Source organism: Rouxiella chamberiensis, from assembly GCF_026967475.1.
GTDB lineage: Bacteria > Pseudomonadota > Gammaproteobacteria > Enterobacterales > Enterobacteriaceae > Rouxiella > Rouxiella chamberiensis.
On sequence record NZ_CP114058.1, the window covers coordinates 4,621,155 to 4,639,296 of the forward strand.

The 18,142-nt window shown below is 54.7% G+C and carries 15 protein-coding genes and 3 pseudogenes; 10 read left to right on the top strand and 8 right to left on the bottom strand.

The window, feature by feature from the left end:
* The first annotated feature begins 43 nt into the window (after nucleotides 1-43).
* The 6 genes and pseudogenes from dnaE (at nucleotide 44) to O1V66_RS21630 (ending at nucleotide 8,966) form a co-directional block, all read left to right on the top strand.
* Nucleotides 44-3,527: pseudogene (dnaE, locus tag O1V66_RS21605) on the top strand (DNA polymerase III subunit alpha).
* 12 nt (nucleotides 3,528-3,539) lie between these two features.
* On the top strand, nucleotides 3,540-4,499 hold the full coding sequence (gene accA / locus O1V66_RS21610; protein WP_045049445.1) for an acetyl-CoA carboxylase carboxyl transferase subunit alpha: 960 nt from the start codon (nucleotides 3,540-3,542) through the stop codon (nucleotides 4,497-4,499).
* A gap of 137 nt (nucleotides 4,500-4,636) precedes the next feature.
* Nucleotides 4,637-6,790: a lysine decarboxylase LdcC gene (locus O1V66_RS21615; protein ID WP_045049444.1), complete on the top strand. Its 2,154-nt coding sequence runs from the start codon at nucleotides 4,637-4,639 to the stop codon at nucleotides 6,788-6,790.
* 73 nt (nucleotides 6,791-6,863) lie between these two features.
* Nucleotides 6,864-7,256, top strand: coding sequence for a VOC family protein (locus O1V66_RS21620; RefSeq protein WP_045049443.1), 393 nt, complete (start codon nucleotides 6,864-6,866; stop codon nucleotides 7,254-7,256).
* Nucleotides 7,257-7,285: 29 nt separating this feature from the next.
* Nucleotides 7,286-8,603, top strand: a pseudogene (gene tilS, locus O1V66_RS21625) (tRNA lysidine(34) synthetase TilS).
* A 36-nt stretch (nucleotides 8,604-8,639) separates the two neighbouring features.
* Nucleotides 8,640-8,966, top strand: coding sequence for a c-type cytochrome (locus O1V66_RS21630; protein ID WP_045049441.1), 327 nt, complete (start codon nucleotides 8,640-8,642; stop codon nucleotides 8,964-8,966).
* Between the two features lie 78 nt (nucleotides 8,967-9,044).
* On the opposite strand, the gene rof is transcribed toward O1V66_RS21630, so the two are convergent.
* Nucleotides 9,045-9,305: a Rho-binding antiterminator gene (rof, locus tag O1V66_RS21635; protein ID WP_045049440.1), complete on the bottom strand. Its 261-nt coding sequence runs from the start codon at nucleotides 9,303-9,305 to the stop codon at nucleotides 9,045-9,047.
* Complete coding sequence (locus tag O1V66_RS21640; RefSeq protein ID WP_045049439.1) at nucleotides 9,295-9,492, bottom strand: YaeP family protein; 198 nt, start codon at nucleotides 9,490-9,492, stop codon at nucleotides 9,295-9,297. Before O1V66_RS21640 ends, rof begins: the two co-directional genes overlap by 11 nt.
* A 224-nt stretch (nucleotides 9,493-9,716) precedes the next feature.
* On the opposite strand from O1V66_RS21640, the gene O1V66_RS21645 reads away from it, so the two are divergent.
* The 3 genes from O1V66_RS21645 to nlpE are packed head-to-tail and all read left to right on the top strand — an operon-like array spanning nucleotide 9,717 to nucleotide 11,428.
* Nucleotides 9,717-10,280: a YaeQ family protein gene (locus O1V66_RS21645; RefSeq protein WP_045049438.1), complete on the top strand. Its 564-nt coding sequence runs from the start codon at nucleotides 9,717-9,719 to the stop codon at nucleotides 10,278-10,280.
* Between the two features lie 2 nt (nucleotides 10,281-10,282).
* Nucleotides 10,283-10,699, top strand: coding sequence for an alternative ribosome rescue aminoacyl-tRNA hydrolase ArfB (arfB, locus tag O1V66_RS21650; protein ID WP_045049437.1), 417 nt, complete (start codon nucleotides 10,283-10,285; stop codon nucleotides 10,697-10,699).
* A 39-nt stretch (nucleotides 10,700-10,738) separates the two neighbouring features.
* Nucleotides 10,739-11,428 (top strand): envelope stress response activation lipoprotein NlpE, encoded by a 690-nt coding sequence (nlpE, locus tag O1V66_RS21655; protein ID WP_045049598.1) that lies wholly within the window; start codon nucleotides 10,739-10,741, stop codon nucleotides 11,426-11,428.
* 77 nt (nucleotides 11,429-11,505) lie between these two features.
* Here the strand turns inward: nlpE and proS are convergent.
* The 6 genes and pseudogenes from proS to metN form a co-directional block, all read right to left on the bottom strand.
* Nucleotides 11,506-13,225 (bottom strand): annotated as a pseudogene (gene proS / locus O1V66_RS21660) (proline--tRNA ligase).
* Nucleotides 13,226-13,396: 171 nt separating this feature from the next.
* Complete coding sequence (tsaA, locus tag O1V66_RS21665; protein ID WP_045049435.1) at nucleotides 13,397-14,104, bottom strand: tRNA (N6-threonylcarbamoyladenosine(37)-N6)-methyltransferase TrmO; 708 nt, start codon at nucleotides 14,102-14,104, stop codon at nucleotides 13,397-13,399.
* Nucleotides 14,101-14,505, bottom strand: coding sequence for an Rcs stress response system protein RcsF (gene rcsF, locus O1V66_RS21670; protein ID WP_045049434.1), 405 nt, complete (start codon nucleotides 14,503-14,505; stop codon nucleotides 14,101-14,103). Before rcsF ends, tsaA begins: the two co-directional genes overlap by 4 nt.
* 245 nt (nucleotides 14,506-14,750) lie before the next feature.
* Entirely contained in the window at nucleotides 14,751-15,566 is an 816-nt protein-coding gene (locus O1V66_RS21675; RefSeq protein WP_045049433.1) for a MetQ/NlpA family lipoprotein, read from the bottom strand.
* An 86-nt stretch (nucleotides 15,567-15,652) separates the two neighbouring features.
* Nucleotides 15,653-16,306, bottom strand: coding sequence for a methionine ABC transporter permease MetI (locus O1V66_RS21680; RefSeq protein WP_045049432.1), 654 nt, complete (start codon nucleotides 16,304-16,306; stop codon nucleotides 15,653-15,655).
* Nucleotides 16,299-17,330: a methionine ABC transporter ATP-binding protein MetN gene (metN, locus tag O1V66_RS21685; RefSeq protein ID WP_045049431.1), complete on the bottom strand. Its 1,032-nt coding sequence runs from the start codon at nucleotides 17,328-17,330 to the stop codon at nucleotides 16,299-16,301. Before metN ends, O1V66_RS21680 begins: the two co-directional genes overlap by 8 nt.
* Nucleotides 17,331-17,507: 177 nt before the next feature.
* On the opposite strand from metN, the gene gmhB reads away from it, so the two are divergent.
* A complete protein-coding gene (gene gmhB, locus O1V66_RS21690) occupies nucleotides 17,508-18,074 on the top strand; it encodes a D-glycero-beta-D-manno-heptose 1,7-bisphosphate 7-phosphatase (protein ID WP_269128014.1) in 567 nt (188 codons plus the stop codon).
* Nucleotides 18,075-18,142 lie beyond the last annotated feature (68 nt).

Genomic DNA, 18,142 nt, shown 5'->3' on the forward strand with positions numbered 1-18,142 from the left:
CCGGTTTTCATAACTTCAACTCCCTTATTTCTGGTATCTGAATATGGCTGAACCTCGTTTTATTCATCTACGCGTACACAGCGACTATTCCATGGTGGATGGATTAGCCAAAGTCGGCCCGTTGGTGAAACGAGCGGCTGCGCTCGGCATGCCTGCATTGGGACTCACCGACTTCACCAACCTGTGCGGTCTGGTAAAATTCTACGGTTCGGCGCACGGCGCGGGGATCAAGCCTCTCATTGGGGCCGACGTTAACGTCCACAGCGACATGCTGGGCGACGAGCTGGCGCAGTTGACCATTCTTGCCATCAACAATGTCGGCTATCAAAACCTTACGCTACTGATTTCACGCGCCTACCAACGCGGTTATGGCGCGGCCGGGCCGATTATCGAACGCGAATGGCTGGCCGAGCTCAATGAGGGGCTGCTGCTGCTTTCGGGCGCGCGTCACGGCGATATCGGCAAGTTCCTGACCCGTTCCAACCAGCCGCAGGTCGAGCAGTGTGTCGAGTTCTATCAGCAATATTTCCCGAACCGCTATTACCTCGAGCTGATTCGCACCGGTCGTCCCGATGAAGAGAACTATCTGCATCAGGCGGTGGCGCTGGCGGGTGAAACCGGGCTGCCGGTCGTCGCGACCAACGACGTGCGTTTTCTGGTGGAAGGTGACTTCGATGCCCACGAGATCCGTGTCGCCATTCATGACGGCTTCACGCTCGATGACCCGAAACGTCCAAAAAATTATACCGCTCAGCAATATCTGCGTAGCGAAGAGGAGATGTGCGCGCTGTTTGCCGACATCCCCGAAGCCCTGCAAAACAGCGTCGAGATAGCCAAGCGTTGCAACGTGACGATTCGCCTTGGCGAATACTTCCTCCCGCAGTTCCCGACGGGCGATATGTCGACCGAAGACTTCCTGATTGCCTGCTCCAAAAAAGGTCTGGAAGAGCGTCTGGCGTTTCTTTTCCCGGACCCTGCGGTCAGAGCCGAAAAACGTCCGGAATATGACGATCGTCTCGACGTCGAGCTGCGTGTTATCAACCAGATGGGTTTTCCCGGTTACTTCCTGATAGTTATGGAGTTTATCCAGTGGTCGAAGGACAACGGCGTGCCGGTCGGACCGGGACGTGGATCCGGTGCCGGATCGCTGGTTGCCTACGCGCTGAAGATTACCGATCTTGATCCGCTGGAATTCGATCTGCTGTTCGAACGTTTTCTGAACCCCGAACGTGTTTCGATGCCCGACTTCGACGTCGACTTCTGCATGGAAAAACGCGATCTGGTTATCGATCACGTAGCCGAAATGTATGGCCGCGAGGCGGTGTCGCAGATCATCACCTTCGGTACCATGGCGGCCAAAGCGGTTATCCGCGACGTGGGCCGTGTGTTGGGCCATCCGTATGGTTTCGTCGATCGCATCTCCAAGCTGATCCCGCCCGATCCCGGCATGACGCTGGAAAAAGCCTTTGCCGCCGAACCTCAGCTGCCTGAAATCTACGAAGCCGACGAAGAGGTCAAGGCGCTTATCGACATGGCGCGCAAACTCGAAGGCGTAACGCGTAACGCCGGTAAACACGCCGGTGGTGTGGTCATTGCACCGACAAAAATTACCGACTTTGCCCCGTTGTACTGCGATGCGGAGGGTAAAAACCCGCTGACCCAATTCGACAAGAACGACGTCGAGTATGCCGGTTTGGTGAAGTTTGACTTCCTCGGCCTGCGTACGCTGACCATTATCGACTGGGCGCTTGAAATGATTAACGCGCGTCGTGCAAAAACAGGGCTCGAACCCCTTGATATTGCAGCGATTCCGTTAGACGATAAGAAAAGCTTCGACATGCTGCAACGCTCGGAGACTACGGCGGTCTTCCAGCTTGAATCGCGCGGCATGAAAGATTTGATAAAACGCCTGAAACCCGACAGCTTTGAAGACATGATTGCCCTGGTGGCGCTGTTCCGTCCGGGACCGCTGCAATCGGGCATGGTAGACAACTTTATCGACCGTAAACACGGCCGCGAAGAGCTGTCCTATCCTGATATCCAGTGGCAGCATGAATCCCTGAAACCGGTGCTGGAGCCGACTTACGGCATCATCCTGTATCAGGAACAGGTCATGCAGATTGCGCAGGTGCTGGCGGGCTATTCGCTCGGCGGCGCGGACATGCTGCGTCGTGCGATGGGTAAAAAGAACCCCGTCGAGATGGCCAAGCAGCGCGGCGGCTTTGAAGACGGCGCGAAATCTCGCGGTATCGACGGCGAACTGGCAGTTAAAATCTTCGACCTGGTAGAGAAGTTCGCCGGCTATGGATTTAACAAATCGCACTCTGCGGCCTACGCGCTGGTGTCTTACCAGACACTGTGGCTGAAGGCGCACTATCCTGCCGAATTTATGGCGGCGGTGATGACGGCCGATATGGACAACACCGACAAAGTGGTCGGGCTGGTCGATGAATGCTGGCGTATGGGGCTTAAAATCCTGCCGCCGGACATCAACAGCGGGTTGTACCATTTCCACGTCAACGATGAAGGCGAAATTGTTTACGGCATCGGCGCGATTAAAGGCGTCGGTGAAGGTCCGATTGAAGCAATCATTGAAGCGCGCAACGAAGGCGGCTATTTTAGAGAGCTGTTTGACTTATGTGCGCGCTCCGACACCAAAAAGCTGAATCGGCGTATTCTGGAAAAACTGATCATGTCCGGGGCCTTTGACCGACTCGGACCGCACCGCGCAGCGCTGATGCATTCGCTGGGCGACGCTCTCAAGGCAGCCGATCAACACGCCAAAGCCGAGGCTATCGGGCAGGTGGATATGTTCGGCGTGCTGGCCGAAGCGCCGGAGCAGGTCGAAAAATCCTACGCCAACGTGCCGCGCTGGCAGGAACAGAAAGTACTGGATGGAGAGCGCGAAACCCTGGGGCTGTACCTGACCGGGCATCCGATCACTCAGTATCTGAAAGAAATCGAGCGCTATGGCGGTGGCCAGCGCCTGAAGGACATGCACCCGACCGATCGGGGAAAAATGACCGTCGCAGTAGGTTTGGTGGTTGCTGCGAAGGTGATGATGACCAAGCGGGGTAACCGCATTGGCATTTGTACGCTGGATGACCGGTCTGGTCGTCTTGAAGTAATGTTGTTTACCGAAGCCCTGGAAAAATTCCAGCATTTGTTGGAAAAAGACCGTATCCTGATAGCGACAGGACAGGTCAGCTTTGATGACTTCAACGGCGGGCTTAAAATGATGGCCCGTGATTTAATGGACATCAGTGAAGCGCGTGAAAAATACGCTCGTGGTCTTGCTATATCGCTGACTGACAGGCAAATTGATGACCAGCTTTTGAACCGTCTGCGCGAATCGTTGGAACCTCATCGATCGGGGACGATACCAGTGCACTTGTACTACCAGCGCGAGAACCGCTCGGGCACGGCTACGATTTGGTGCCACATGGCGTGTTACGCCAACCGATCGTCTGCTGCTCGATTTACGGTCTCTGGTCGGTACGGAACAGGTTGAACTGGAATTTGACTAAAATAGGAATGCTATGAGTCTGAATTTTCTTGATTTTGAACAGCCGATTGCGGAGCTGGAAGCGAAAATTGACTCGCTGACTGCAGTCAGTCGTCAAGACGAAAAATTAGATATTAATCTGGACGAAGAAGTGGGGCGCCTGCGTGAAAAAAGCGTCGAACTGACTCGTAAAATTTTCTCAGATTTGGGTGCCTGGCAGATTGCGCAGTTGGCTCGCCATCCGCGTCGTCCTTACACTCTTGACTACATCAAGCACATCTTTACTGAATTTGATGAACTTGCCGGTGATCGTGCCTTTGCCGACGATAAAGCTATCGTAGGTGGCATCGCTCGTTTGGGTGAACGTGCCGTGATGATCATTGGTCATCAGAAAGGTCGTGAAACCAAAGAGAAGATCCGTCGCAATTTCGGTATGCCTGCACCTGAAGGTTACCGTAAGGCGCTGCGTCTGATGGAAATGGCCGAACGCTTCAAACTGCCTATCATCACCTTCATCGACACGCCGGGCGCATACCCTGGTGTCGGTGCCGAAGAACGTGGTCAGTCCGAAGCTATCGCCCGTAACCTGCGCGAAATGTCTCGTCTTAACGTACCGGTTATCTGTACCGTTATCGGCGAAGGCGGCTCGGGCGGCGCATTGGCTATCGGCGTCGGCGACAAGGTCAACATGTTGCAGTACAGCACCTACTCGGTGATTTCACCGGAAGGCTGTGCGTCGATTCTGTGGAAAAGCGCCGATAAAGCGCCTTTGGCCGCAGAAGCGATGGGCATCATTGCTCCACGTCTGAAAGAGCTGAAACTGATTGATTCCGTCATCCCTGAACCTCTGGGCGGCGCGCATCGTGACGTTCCTGCCATGGCTGCCTCGCTTCGTGCGCAGCTTGAAGCAGATCTCGCCGAACTGGACGCATTGAACAATGAAGAGTTGCGTGACCGTCGTTATCAGCGTCTCATGACTTACGGCTACTGCTAATACCTGAAATCCTTAGTGATCCAGGGTGTTAAATTCAGTGTGAAATTATAGGGGCAGTCTTAGGACTGCCCTTTTTTATTGTTTCGGCATGGTGAGGTCGATACCCTGTCTTTCAGGAAACCAGAAGGATTTGTCAGATGAATATTATTGCCATCATGCGCCCGGAAGGGTCCTACTATAAAGATGAACCTATTCGCGAGCTGGATACCGCGCTCGAAGTCGCAGGGTTCAAAACTATCTATCCGCATGACAGAGCCGACTTACTGAAACTTGTCGAGAGCAATGCGCGGATTTGCGGCGTGATTTTCGACTGGGACCAGCACAGCACCGAACTCTGTACCGAGATTAATGAGCTTAACGAATATCTGCCGCTGTACGGGTTTATCAATACCCATTCCACGCTGGACGTCAGCGTCAACGATATGCGGATGGTGCTGTATTTCTTCGAATATGCGCTGAATGCGGCGGAAGACATCGCGCAACGCATTCGCCAGTACACCAACGAATATATCGACCAGATAACTCCGCCGTTGACCAAGGCGTTGTTCAACTATGTGGAAGAAGGCAAATACACGTTCTGTACGCCGGGCCACATGGCGGGCACCGCATTTTTAAAGAGTCCGGTAGGCACGCTGTTCTATGACTTCTTTGGCGCAAAGACCCTCAAGGCGGACGTCTCGATTTCAGTTACCGAACTGGGGTCGCTGCTGGATCATACCGGCCCGCATCTGGAGGCCGAAGAGTATATCGCCCGCACTTTCGGCGCCGAGCAGAGTTATATCGTCACCAATGGCACCTCCACCGCCAACAAGATTGTTGGCATGTATTCGGCGCCTGCGGGCAGCACGGTTCTGATTGACCGTAACTGCCATAAATCATTGGCGCATCTGATGATGATGACCAACATCATCCCGATTTACCTGCGCCCGCTGCGCAATGCCTACGGGATTCTGGGCGGTATTCCACAGCGTGAGTTCACCCGCGACAGCATCGAACAGAAGGTGGCGCAGACTGACAACGCCACCTGGCCAGTGCACGCCGTAATCACCAACTCAACCTACGACGGGCTGCTGTACAACACCGACTACATCAAGAGCACCCTTGACGTCGCCTCGATTCATTTCGATTCCGCCTGGGTGCCCTATACCAATTTCCACCCGATTTACGACGGCAAGAGCGGCATGAGCGGTGAACGTATTCCGGGGAAAGTGATTTACGAAACGCAGTCGACCCACAAACTGCTGGCGGCGTTTTCGCAGGCTTCGATGATTCATATTAAAGGCGATTATAACGAAAACACCTTTAACGAAGCCTACATGATGCATACCACGACCTCGCCGAACTACGGCATTGTTGCCTCGGCAGAAACGGCGGCGGCGATGCTGCGCGGTAATCCGGGCCGCAGACTGATTAATCGCTCGGTGGAAAGGGCGCTGCATTTCCGTCACGAGATCCAGCGCCTGCGCGAAGAAACCGACGGCTGGTTCTATGACATCTGGCAGCCGGAAGTTATCGACGAAGCCGAATGCTGGCCGCTGAATCCCGATGACAACTGGCACGGTTTCGCCAATGCCGATTCAGACCACATGTATCTGGACCCGATAAAAGTCACCATTCTCACGCCGGGCATGGACGAAAACGGCAATCTGGCAGCGGAAGGTATTCCGGCGGCGCTGGTGGCCAAATTCCTCGACGAGCGCGGCGTGGTGGTCGAAAAGACCGGGCCGTATAATCTGTTGTTCCTGTTCAGCATCGGCATCGACAAGACTAAATCGATGAGCCTGATGCGTGGCCTGACCGATTTCAAGCGCGCCTATGATCTCAATTTGCGGGTCAAGAACATGCTGCCGGATCTCTACGCCGAAGATCCCGACTTCTATCGCCACATGCGCATTCAGGATTTGGCGCAGGGAATTCACAAGCTTATCGTCAAACACGACTTGCCTTCCCTAATGCTCAAGGCGTTTGATGTGCTGCCTGAAATGAAAATGACGCCGTACGAAATGTTCCAGCATCAGGTGCGCGGCAACATTGAGGAGTGCGAACTGGAGGAGCTGGTGGGCAAGGTGTCGGCGAACATGATCCTGCCTTATCCGCCGGGTGTGCCGGTGGTGATGCCGGGTGAAATGATTACGCACGAAAGCCGTGCCGTGCTGGATTTCCTGCTGATGCTCTGTTCTATCGGCGAGCATTTCCCGGGCTTTGAAACCGACATTCATGGCGCCAAGCTGACGGAAGACGGCAAATATCGGGTCAAGGTATTGAAGCTGGCGCAGGAAGAAGCACAATAGCCGTTCAGCCTCTCGTGACAGGAGGCTGATACCCCATTATTGTCGATGCCCATTGATAGATAAGGTTCTCTTTATGCTTAATATTCGTCATCTCCATCACGTTGCGATTATCGCCAGCGATTACGAGGCCAGTAAGAAGTTTTACTGCGACGTCCTCGGATTCGAGCTGCAATCCGAGGTTTACCGTGAAGCGCGCGACTCCTGGATGGCAAAGCTCGCCATCAACGGTCACTATCAGATTGAGCTGTTCAGCTTTCCGCTGCCGCCCGCACGCGTCAGTCGGCCCGAAGCCTGCGGACTGCGCCATCTGGCCTTCTCCGTAGAGAACATCGAGCAGGCGGTAATGAAACTGGCTCAGGCGGGCGTCGAGTGCGAACCGGTCCGAATCGATGCCTACACGCAAAAGAAATACACCTTCTTCAGCGACCCCGATGACCTCCCTCTGGAGCTGTACGAGATTGGCTAAAGAGACTGATTTTGCCGCGGACAACGTCGATGCTGGCTGAACATCTTATTCGACAGCTGGGCGAAACGCGCCACGTATGTGTGGCCTTCAGCGGGGACTCGATTCCACCGTGCTGCTGCACGCGCTGGTTCAGCTGCGGGCGGGCATCATGCCCGATTTGCAGCTGCGGGCGATGCACGTCAATCATGGTCTGAGTGCCTACGCGCAACACTGGACCCAAAGCTGTCAGGCGCAGTGCAGGCAATGGCAGGTGGAATTCGTTCCGCTCGCCGTCGAGGTCGATGCGCGTGACGGCGGCATTGAAGCGGCGGCGCGGGGCGCGCGATACCGTGCGCTGGCCGAGAATCTTCTGCCACGCGAAACGCTGCTGACTGCGCAGCATCTTGACGACCAGTGTGAAACCTTCTTGCTGGCGCTCAAGCGCGGCAGCGGTCCTGCGGGACTTTCTTCGATGAGCGCCGTGACCCGAATTGCCGGTCATCCGGTATTGCGGCCGCTGTTGTCGCTACGGCGCGAGCAGCTTGAAGCTTATGCCCGCGAGCATCGGCTGCGCTGGGTTGATGACGACAGCAATAACGATGCGCGTTTCGATCGCAACTTTCTGCGTCTCGAGGTTTTGCCGTTGCTCTCGGCGCGCTGGCCGCACTTTGCCGCCGCCACGGCGCGCAGTGCCAGTCTTTGCGCCGAACAGGAGTCTCTGCTGGACGAACTGTTGCAGGAGGCGCTGGAACAGCTCGTCGATGCGTCCGGCAGTCTTTCAATCACCGGGCTTGGCCCTCTTTCTGCCGCGCGGCGTTCGGCATTGATCCGCCGTTGGCTCGCGCAGCGCGGTGCGACAATGCCGTCGCGCGAGCAGCTGCAAAGAATATGGCAGGAAGTGGCGCAGAGCCGCGAAGACGCCGATCCGCAGCTGAAACTCGGGGCGTTTCTGCGTGCGTCGTTTTCGGCAGCGGCTTTACTGGCTGCCCTTACTGCCCTCATTAAAAGAGTGTGTCATCGAGTGGTCTGGCGAATCGCCTCTGCTATTGCCGCAGGCGCTGGGCACTTTGCAGATGCACGACGTGGCGGATAACGGCATGCCACTGCGTAAGCCGCGCGCCGAAGAAAGGCTGAGTGTGCGCTTTACCGCCAGCGGCAGCGTGCACAAGGTTGGGCGCGACCGCTCGCGGCAGATAAAAAACTCTGGCAGGAACTGGCCATTGCGCCGTGGGAGCGCGAGCGCATTCCCTGATTTTCTATAATGAAAAACTTGTCGCGGCGGCAGGTCTTTTTATCACTCACGATGCCCTCACCACGGACCCGTCAGAGGAAACCTGGTGGCTGCATTGGCAGAAATCCACGTTGTAGTTCATACCGCCGGGGTGAACCGGTTTGGGAGCAATGATGCATGTATTATTCAAAAGCGCGTTGGGCGCGGGCCTTGCGTGGGCGCTGTTCAGTCTGCCGGTGCAGGCGGATGGCGATATCGCAGCCGGGCAGGCGATATCGGCGAGTTGCGCGGCCTGTCACGGGGCGACCGGCAAAGCCACCAATGCGTTGTACCCGAATATTGGCGGGCAAAATTCGGCGTATCTCGCCCTGGCGCTCAATGCCTATAAAAAGGGAGACAGAACGGGCGGGCAGGCGGGCGTCATGCAGGCGTTTACGGCAGGGCTTTCCGAGCAGGATATCAACGACCTCGCGGCGTATTACGCGAGTCAAAAACCCTAAACGAGACGGATGGCAGAAATAAAAACGGGCAATCGCAAGATTGCCCGTCGGGGTTATTGGTGGGGCCTGTCGCGGTAACTACTCTACGCTAACGACCACGGTACCAATTTTGGGGTTACTGAAGCTCTCGATATGGTCGAGTCTCAGTTCCAACTGTTGCCCACCCGAGTCAACAATCAGATATTCCACTTTTTTCCGCATCAATAGATCTTTGGCCTTGGCCTCGACAAGCTCTCCACTGCGCAATTTCAGTGTCAGAACCAGATTGTCCTGACAGGCAAGCTCGAGATTATCGTAATCATCGCAATTGATGGGTTGGTACACATCATTAATCGACATAATCGCTCACCAGTAAGTTAGCGGCGGCATAAGCCGCCTGTTCTCGAACGGAAGACGGAAGTTCGGCATTCGCCGCCACATCGTCCAATGCCTTTAGCACACAGCCCAACGCGTCGGGCACATAACCAAGATCGCCACTGCCTATCTCGGAATATTTTCGGCGTACTAACTCAGAGTATTGTTGCATAGGTCCTCCTTTAGAGCTTGTTCGAAATGGCTCTTTACGCTTCTTTTCGATCAAACTCTGTCACTTTCCGCTCATGCCTTTAAACCCTTTAAGCGAGGGAAAGATAAACTTCCGTTATTAAAGGACTATAGCACAAGCACGCCGGAGTTATCAGGGGCAGGGCGCCAAGCTTTATCTTATGTTGATATCAAGTACAATGTGCGTCCAATACTTAGAGGTTTCCCATGGCGTTAAAAGCAACAATATATAAAGCCGCAGTAAACATTGCCGATATGGACCGCAATTTCTTCCATGATGCCAACCTGACACTGGCCCAGCACCCCTCCGAAACCGAGCAAAGAATGATGCTACGCCTGCTGGCGTGGATTTGCCATGCCCACGAGCGTTTAAGCTTCACCCGCGGTCTGAGCGCGGAAGACGAGCCTGAAATCTGGCGCAAGAACGATCACAACGGCATTGAACTGTGGGTTGAGCTGGGTCTGCCGGACGAAAAACGTCTGAAAAAGGCCTGCAACCAGTCACGCACCGTCGTGCTCTATGCCTACAGCGAACGGGCCGCCAACGTCTGGTGGTCGCAGATGCAAAACAAGGTCAGTCAGTACGCCAACCTGAGTGTACGCTTTATCGATGACGAATTGCTTACAGGTCTGACGGCATTTATTCAGCGCAATATGGTTTTGCAGGCTACGCTTCAGGACGACGCCATCTGGCTTTCCGATGCGCAGAACAATCTTGAAATACATTTCCAGGAGTGGAAAAGCGGCGACTGGAAACAGGCAGGACATTAATTTTGTTAATACTTTCCGGCAGACTTGAAATTCCCGACGGCGAAATCGAACTGACCGCCATTCGTGCGCAGGGCGCGGGCGGGCAAAACGTCAACAAGACGTCGACCGCCATTCATTTGCGGTTCGATATCAAGGCATCCAGTCTGCCCGACTATTATCGGCAACGTCTGCTGGCGTTTAAGCATCATTTAATCACCGCAGAAGGCGTTGTGATAATAAAGGCGCAGGAATATCGCAGTCAGGAGCAAAATCGCGAAGCCGCACTGGCCCGCCTTTCTTCTCTTGTCGATCAGGCGATGGTGATTGAGAAGCCGCGCCGACCTACCAAACCGACGCGAGGGTCCAAAATTCGTCGCGTCGAGAGTAAAGTTCGCAAAGGGGCAACCAAAGCCTTGCGAGGAAAAATTCGCTCATCCTGACAGGCGAAGTAAAAGTTGAAAACGCAGTGGGAGAAAACTGTGAAAAAAATAATGATCGCTATAGGGCTGAGTTTCAGTCTGTTTTCGTTAATCGGATGTCACAACAAGATTTTTGCTCAGGAACAGCCTTTTGAGGCGATGCAGCAGAGTTATACGGGCGTGTTGCCGTGTGCCGACTGCGGTGGTATCGAAACGTCGTTGTTTCTTCAGCAGGACGGCACCTATGTGCTGCGCGAAGTTTATCAGGTGAAAACCAGGGACAACAAGGCGTTTGCACAATACGGCACCTGGGCGCGCACCGCCGACAAACTGGTGCTGACCGAAGCCAACGGCGAAAAACGGTATTTCCACCCCAAGGGTAAAAACCTCGAGATGCTGGATATCAATGGCGATCCCATTCATTCGGCTGCCGGGAAAAAGGTGAACTACCAGCTTAAGCCTGCGGAGCAGCGGATGCCGCATACGCCGATGCCGTTAAGCGGGATGGTGCGCTATCAGGCCGACAACGTGGTCTTTACCGATTGTACCACCGGAAAGGTCATTCCGATGGCGACCAGCAGTACACTGGAGAAAGCCTATATGGATATTCGCCATAGTCCTGATCAACTGGTCTTTGTCTCGATGGACGGCCACTTCCAGGTCGAGCCGGGCGGTGAGCAGGGCAAAGGGCACAAGTTGCTGATTGCCGACAGCCATATCAATGTCGATGCCAGCAAACACTGCCGGTAACGGTTGAATCGTCTATAAAAAAAACGCCCGCCGGGATGTCAGAACCCCGGCGGGCGTTTTACTTTTACGTGACTCGCTTAGCGCGGGATCTGGCTCAGCAGGAAATCAACGGTGTCGCTGATTTTCAGCATCTGCTTCTCGCCGCTGCGGCGGTTCTTTGTATTCGAGCTCTTCTGCGTCGAGGTTACGCTCGCCAATCACGATTTGGTGCGGCACACCAATCAGTTCCATGTCGGCAAACATCACGCCCGGACGCTCTTTGCGATCGTCCAGGATAACGTCGATGCCCTTGGCACGCAGCGTGTTGTAAAGCTCTTCGGCAGCGTCTTTCACGCGGAATGACTTGCTCATGTTCATGGGCAGGATAGCCACCTGGAAAGGCGCAATCGCGTCTGGCCAGATGATGCCGCGGCCGTCGTGGTTCTGCTCGATGGCGGCCGCAACAACGCGGGTGACGCCGATACCGTAACAGCCCATGGTCAGCACCTGATTCTTGCCGTCTTCGCCTTGCACGGTGGCCTTCATGGCTTCGGAGTATTTGGTGCCAAGCTGGAAGATATGGCCTACTTCGATACCGCGCTTGATAAGCAGCGTCCCTTTGCCGTCCGGACTGGCATCGCCTTCTACCACGTTACGCAGGTCGGCGACTTCCGGCAGCGGCAGGTCGCGCTCCCAGTTGATGCCGAAGTAATGCTTACCGTCGATGTTGGCACCGGCGCTGAAATCGCTCATGACGGCCACGGTGCGGTCAATCACGACCGGCATTGGCAGATTGAGTGGACCCAGTGATCCCGGACCTGCATTCACCAGCTCGCGAATTTCCGCTTCGGTTGCGAATTCCAGCGGCGAAGCCACCAAAGGCAGTTTCTCGGCCTTGATTTCATTCAGCTCGTGATCGCCACGTACCAGCAGGGCAACGAGTTTATGCTCGCTGCCTTTTACCGCGTGAACCATCAGCGTTTTTACCGTTTTTTCAATCGGCAGCTGGAACTGTTCGACCAGCTCGGCGATGGTTTTGGCGTTTGGCGTGTCGATAACGCGCAGCGCTTCTGTTGCTTCGCCGCGTGGCGTTGCCGGCGCAACCGCTTCGGCTTTTTCGATATTGGCCGCATAGTCGGACTCGGTAGAGAAGATAACGTCGTCTTCGCCGCTCTCGGCCAGCACCTGGAATTCGTGCGAAGCATTGCCGCCGATAGAACCGGTATCCGCTTCGACCGCACGGAAGTTCAGCCCCATGCGGGTAAAGATTTTGCTGTAGGCCGCGTACATCGCGTCATAGGTTTCTTGCAGCGATTCCTGGGAGACGTGGAACGAGTAGGCGTCTTTCATCAGGAATTCACGCGAACGCATCACGCCAAAGCGCGGACGGACTTCGTCACGGAACTTGGTCTGGATCTGGAAGAAGTTCAGCGGCAGCTGCTTGTAGGAGCTTAGCTCGTTGCGCATCAGATCGGTAATCACTTCTTCATGCGTAGGGCCGAGAACAAAGGCACGGTCGCCGCGGTCGACAAGACGCAGCAGCTCGGGACCGTACTGCTCCCAGCGTCCGCTCTCCTGCCACAGGTCGGCGGGCTGCACGACAGGCATGGAGACTTCGATAGCACACGCGTTGTTCATCTCTTCGCGCACGATGTTTTCGACTTTCTTCAGAACACGCAGACCGGTTGGCATCCAGGTATATAGTCCTGAAGCCAGTTTGCGGATCATTCCGGCGCGCAGCATCAGCTGGTGGCTGATCACTTCGGCGTCGGCTGGCGTCTCCTTCAGAGTGGAGAGCAGATATTGTGTTGTACGCATGATGTGTTGGTTCCGTTAGCACTGCAAAGCGTCCGCAGACCGAAAGGCCTGCCGGGACGTGAAATATTCGAATAATCGCCCGTTATCCGCGGCCATGATTTACCCCGAAATAGCCTGCGGTCCGCTAGTTTACCAGTGACCGACGCGAGTCAAAAGAGAACCGCCGGAATTTTAGCGGGGGTCGAGCGAGATTACCTGATTCTGGTCGGCGATGACGCGCCATTTGACGTTGAATTCCAGCAGGCTTACCGCATAGTCTCGCGCTATGTCTTCACCTTTACGGTAGGCGGGGCGGGGATCCTGAGCCAATACCTGGGTAATGAAGCGGCGCAGATGCGGGTAACGTGCAAGATTTGCCGCCAGCTGGCTTTCGGCATGCTCGGAGAAGGTCACGGGCATGGAGGCATCGGGCGCACTCTGCGCAAATCCGGCAAGGGCCTGCGGCTGGCTTTCGGCAAAGGGCAGATAGGGCTTGATATCTACCACCGGCGTGCCGTCGACCAAGTCCAGACTCCCAAGCTCCAGCACCACGTCCTGACCCTGACAGCGAATGCCTTTCAGTTCGACCAGCGACATGCCAAGCGGATTGGGACGGAAAGTCGAACGGGTCGCGAACACGCCCACGCGTGCATTGCCGCCAAGCCGTGGCGGACGCACGGTCGGACGCCAGCCGCCTTCCATCGTCTGGTGAAAGATGAACATCACCCATAAGTGGCTAAACGCTTCGAGACCGCGCACCGCTTCCGCCTGATTATAGGGCGGCAGCAGATGCAACTCGCCGCCGCCGTCTTCAACCAGTCCTGGCTGACGCGGCACGGCGAACTTTTCTTTATAGGGCGAGTGAATTCGCCCTATCTCGTTAAACGTGAATGCGGTCATTTAAAGCTGACGTTTAGCGCAGAACCCTGACATACCGCCTGCTGCTTGCAACTGGTGGCATTGGTGACGGTTTGGCACTGGTGAAGCAAGACGGCATTGGCTTTCATGGACGCCGCGTGTGCCAGCATTTTCTTGCGGGCAGAAGCCAGGCTTGGCGCGGGATCTTGTCCTGTCTGACAGGACTCGCCGGAGACTTCGCCCAAATCGCGGAACGGCGTGCCGACCAGCGCGGTGGCGTCTTTATAGAGTTTTACGGGCGCAGGGCGAGCGGGAGCTGGCTTGGGCTTGACGATTTTAGGCTGTTCGGTGACTGGGCGCTCGTTAAAGATGGGCTGCGTTTTTTGAGTCGCGGTACATCCCGTTAGCAAAAGGGCTAACAAACAGAGAGGTAAAGCACGCATGATATGTCCTCTGCTCCATACCCTTTTATTCATCAAAACGAGGAGGGTTGGGCATCCTTATTTCCCCTAAATGACTTCTTTAATCGTTGAGGGCGTCGTACGGCTGCTACCTGTCCGCATTTTAAATGCTGGGGGTATAATTATAGTGAAAGAAAGAGGCGTTATTGAAGCAAGGTATGACACAAATAACAAGGCGGGCATTAGCCCGCCTTGCGAAATAACCAACTTATTTGGGTAACAGAGGATTACCAGCCTTTGACTGCGCCACCGTTGAAGACTTTGTTGGCCGCCTGGTCGACTTCGTCGGACTGATAGGCCTTGACAAACTTCTGCACGTTTTCCGCATCTTTGTTGTCTTCGCGGGAAACAATCATGTTCACATAAGGTGAATCCTTGTCTTCGACGAAGATACCGTCTTTCGCCGGCGTCAGGCCTATCTGGCTGGCGTAGGTGGTGTTGATAACCGCCAGAGCGATTTTGTTGTCATCCAGTGAACGTGGCAGCTGAGGTGCTTCAAGCTCGACCAGCTTCAGGTTTTTTGGATTCTCGGTCACGTCCAGTACGGTTGGCAGTAGACCCACGCCGTCTTTCAGCTTGATCAGACCCTGTTTTTGCAGCAGCAGCAGTGAACGGCCGAGGTTGGTCGGATCGTTTGGCAGCGCAATCTGGTCGCCGTCTTTCAGCTCGTTGATGGATTTGATTTTCTTGGAGTAGCCGGCAATCGGGTAAACGAAGGTATTTCCTACGGAAACCAGCTTGTAGCCACGGTCCTTGATTTGCTGATCCAGATACGGTTTGTGCTGGAAGGCGTTGACGTCGATATCGCCTTTGCTCAGCGCTTCGTTTGGCAGCACGTAGTCGTTGAAGGTTACCAGCTCCACGTCGAGGCCGTATTTCTCCTTCGCAACTTTCGCCGCCGTTTCGGCAACCTGCTGCTCGGCACCCACGATGACGCCAACCTTGATATGGTTGGGATCTTCTTTCTTCGGTCCGCAGCCTGCAACCGCCAGCGTTCCCAGAAGTACACCCGCTACAGCAAGAGATTTGAATTTGATGGACATGTCCTATCCTCTACATTTTATGTCGAGATTAATTATGGGCGGCGTAAAGCCCTGCCGCCGTTTTTGCACCAATAAAGATAAACGCGTTACTTGTGGGTCACCGCTTTGACAATGCGATCGCCACAGAGTTGAATCAGATACACCAATACCACCAACAATACCAATACGGTGTTCATTACTGTGGCGTCGTAGCCAATATAACCATACTGATAGCCAATCTGGCCTAAACCGCCTGCCCCTACAGCACCGCCCATCGCCGAATAGCCAACCAGCGTGATAAGGGTAATGGTTGCTGCATTGACCAGCCCGGGCAGGGCTTCCGGCAGCAGCACCTTGCGGATTATCTGCATCGGCGATGCGCCCATTGCACGGGCCGCCTCCACCAGACCGCTCGGGATCTCGAGCATCGCGTTCTCGACCATACGGGCGATAAACGGCGCGGCACCGATGGTCAACGGCACAATGGCCGCCTGCAGGCCAATCGAGGTGCCGACGATAATGCGGGTAAACGGAATCATCCATACCAGCAGGATAATAAAGGGAATGGAACGGAAGATGTTAACCAGCGCAGACAGCGTCCGATACAGCTTCTTGTTCTCGGCAATCTGACCCGGACGGGTCACGTAAAGCAGCACGCCAAACGGCAGGCCCAGCACAAAACCGAAGAAGCCCGATGTCAGTGTCATCACGACGGTTTCCCAAATGCCTCGGCCCAGTAACCACATCATTGCCTCAGACATAACCGAGTACCTCTACCTTAACCTGATTTTCGTGCAGGAAATGAATCGCTGCCTGTGTGTCTTCAACGCTGCCGTGCATTTCGGTCAGCATGATGCCGAACTTGACGCCACCGGCGTAATCCATCTGCGCGCTGATAATGTTATTGTTGATATTGAACTGGCGAACCGCCTGCGAGAGCAGGGGAGCATCGACCGATTGACCGGTAAATTCCAGACGCAATAAAGGCACGCTTCCCGCAAATTGTTCGGGCTTCATGCGCTGCGCGTAGTCATCCGGAATATCGAGATGCAGCGTCGACTGTATAAACTGTTGCGCCAGCGGCGTTTTCGGATGCGAGAACATCTCGCTGACTTTATCCTGCTCGATAAGCTGACCGTTGCTGATAACGGCAACCTGGTCGCAGATGCGTTTAACGACGTCCATCTCGTGGGTTATCAACAAAATGGTCAAACCGAGACGACGGTTGATGTCTTTCAGCAGCTCGAGGATGGAGCGGGTGGTCGCCGGGTCAAGCGCGCTGGTGGCTTCGTCGCACAGCAGCACTTTAGGATTGCTGGCCAGCGCACGGGCAATCGCCACACGCTGTTTTTGTCCGCCGGACAGATTGGCCGGATAGGCGTCCTGCTTCTCTTCCAGCCCCACCAGTTTCAGCAGCTCGGTAACGCGCTGATTGATTTCCTTGGAAGACAGGTTGTCCAGCTCCAGCGGCAGCGCCACGTTGCCGAAGACGGTACGTGAAGACAGCAGGTTGAAGTGCTGGAAGATCATGCCGATTTGACGACGGGCGCGTGTCAGCTCTTTTTCCGAAAAGGCCATCAGGTCTTGTCCATCGACTTCGACCTTGCCTTGCGTTGGGCGCTCAAGCAGGTTTACGCAGCGAATCAGCGTACTTTTCCCGGCGCCGGAAGAACCGATCACGCCATATATCTGTCCGGCAGGCACGTGAAGACTCACGTCGGAGAGCGCCGTGATGTTGCGCTGGCCCTGCTTGAACACTTTGGTGATGTTAGAAAGTTTAATCATATTTTTCTTATGTTGTCTTTACAGCCGTGACGTATAAAAAGTAACCCTTGGGAACTAATCCCGCAACTTGCCGAGGATGCTAAGGCGTCTAGACGTCCAAGTCAACCAGATAGAATTCTCACAGCCTCTTAAAACATGCGATACTGACAGCATTATCCAGCCATAAGGAGCCATTTCGTGGCACAAACTATTCCAGCAATCTTTCTAGACCGCGACGGTACATTGAATGTCGATCACGGCTACGTCCATGAAATCGATGACTTCGAGTTTATCGAAGGCACAATAGAAGCCTGCCTTGAACCGAAAGCCATGGGCTATGCGCTGGTACTGGTCACCAACCAGTCCGGCATCGCACGCGGTAAATTCACCGAAGATCAATTTTTCCGTTTAACGGAATGGATGGACTGGTCGCTGGCCGATCGCGGCGTCGATTTGGACGGCATCTATTTCTGTCCGCACCACCCCGATGCAATAGTAGAAGAGTACAAGCAATCATGCGATTGCCGTAAGCCGCAGCCGGGCATGTTCATGACGGCCAAAGAAGAGCTGAATATTGATATGGCTTCTTCCTATATGGTCGGTGACAAGCTCGAAGACATGCAGGCGGCAATAAATGCAGGCGTCGGCAAGAAGATTCTGGTTAGAAGCGGCAAGCCCGTGACTGAAGAAGGCGAAAAGTTAGCCGATATCGTGCTCGATAGCCTGGCACAACTGCCTTCAGCGATTAAAAACGGCTTAAAATAAGCCGTTGCGGGTGAAAAATAGGCAAACGAAATAAAACTGTATTTATTCGCTTGCCATTCCCGCCAGGC